The organism is Ensifer sp. SSB1 (assembly GCF_016652895.1).
Lineage (GTDB): Bacteria > Pseudomonadota > Alphaproteobacteria > Rhizobiales > Rhizobiaceae > Ensifer.
On sequence record NZ_JAEPRP010000355.1, the window covers coordinates 1 to 1,822 of the forward strand.

Sequence of the window (1,822 nt, forward strand, 5' to 3'; positions counted from 1 at the left end):
CGTGGGCGCGGCGGCGATGGGCGCCGGCACCGGGGCCGGCGGCACAGTGACAGGCGCGACAGCCGGGGCCGCGGGCGGCGCTTCGCCGTCCAGCACCGCGTCGGCGGGCAGTTCACGCGCAACGCCGGCCGGCGGCTTGAATAAGTCTGCGGCTTTCGTCAATGCGACCTGCCGCGCATCCTCTGCGACCGCACGGTCCTCGGCTCGCTGCACGGCGTTCATGCCGGAGTTCACGCCGCCCATGATTCCGCCCTGCGTGATCGTGGCAAGCAGGGTCTGATAGGCAGCGTCCGGGCGCTCGCGGGCATAATCTCCCCACGTCTTGTCCGGCTCGGCGACCGCCTTGTCGATGGCGTCCTGCGCCAGCGTGGCGACCTGTTCGCCGGGCACCTCGCGCGCCAGCAGGTTCGACAGGAAGCGCATAGCGCCCACACGGCCGAGCTGCTTCACCAGCACGCCCATCGGCAGACGCTCGGTCAGATACTCGGCGCCAGCGTATCCGGCCGCGCCCAGGCCGGCCGTCATGGGATCCGCACCCGCGCCGCGGTAAACGCCGTACTGCTGGGGAACTAGCGGCGCAACCATCGCAGCAGTAGCGACTGCGGGGCTGCGCGTCGCCAGGCCGGCGGCCACGGCCGGGACCTGCTGCAGCGTGCTCGCAACGCCGCCATAGATGCCGGCTGCCGTCGGGCTTTCGAATGCGGGGGTCGTGGTGGCGTCACGGAGCTGAGCGTCTGCGACTTCCCGGCGCGCGGTAGCCGTGGCATCTGGCGATCCAATCGCATCGGCAACGATCGTACGCATGCCGGCGCGAGTCTTCTGCGCTCCAGATACCACCGAATTTGCCAGACCGGAGATGATGCTGCCGATAGAAGCGGCTGGGCCTTGGATCGGGCCGATCGATCCGGTCTCGACCGGGCGCGTCAGGCGCTCCTGCCAGCGGTCGACGACAGCCTGCGCCGCAGGATCGAGCGGGCCAGCCGGTTCCGGCCGGGCGAGACCCATGACGCCGATGCTCGGCTGCGCGGCGGCAGGCTGCGCCGGCTTCTGCTTTGGGCCGCGATACGCGCCGAATACCGCCTGATCGGGCGGCAGTTCGGAGTCCAGCAGACCGTCGAACTCTTTCACACCGTCCAACTGCCCGGAAAACTCTCGAACCGCCATCCTCTCTTACTCCACGATATACCGCGTGCCGTTGGGTGCCTGCCAGACCGGTTTGCCTTTGGCCGTGCCGATCTGCTTCGAACCGGCTGGTATGCCGGCGGGCATGTCGGAATCCATCTTAGAGGCGCCTTTGCTTGCCGACGAATTCTTCGCCGCGCTCATGTAGTCGCGCACGCTCGGTCCAGTCGCCAGGCGCATGCGGCGCTCGACCTCAGCCTCCTGATCTTCCGGCGCGATCATGGGATCCTTCGTGACCTGCTCGACGATTCGTGCGCGGGCCTTGGCAGTGGCCGCATCAGCGCCGCTGGATCGGGCGCGAGGCGAGACACCGTCCAGCACCTCGACCTTCCCGGTCGTGCCGACCCTGTACGCGATCGGGTTGCCCTCTGCGTCCGAACCGTCGCGCACGTCGCCCTGCTGAATCGCGCGGCGGCGCTCATTGGAAAGCGCAGCAGACGCGCCGGCGGCGCCGGCCTGGGCGTTGTTCTCGTTCATGATCGAGCCCTGCACCGCCTGATACAGTTTCGCCAGCACTGGATTAGCTGAAGCGGCAGCGCCCGTCGCCTTGTTCAGTGCGTAGCCAGTCGTTCCGATGTTGTCGTACGGCGTGTATGTATCACCCGGTTTCGCCAGTGTGTTCAGCCGGTTCATTCGGTCG

Annotated in this window: 1 protein-coding gene and 1 pseudogene; both read right to left on the reverse strand. The window is 68.1% G+C overall.

Annotated elements, in window-relative coordinates; genetic code table 11:
• Positions 1-1,164 (reverse strand): annotated as a pseudogene (locus I8N66_RS37240) (hypothetical protein); the annotation flags it as partial.
• 6 nt (positions 1,165-1,170) lie between these two features.
• A partial coding sequence (locus I8N66_RS37245; RefSeq protein ID WP_291165565.1) for a hypothetical protein occupies positions 1,171-1,822 on the reverse strand: 652 nt, incomplete at its 5' end.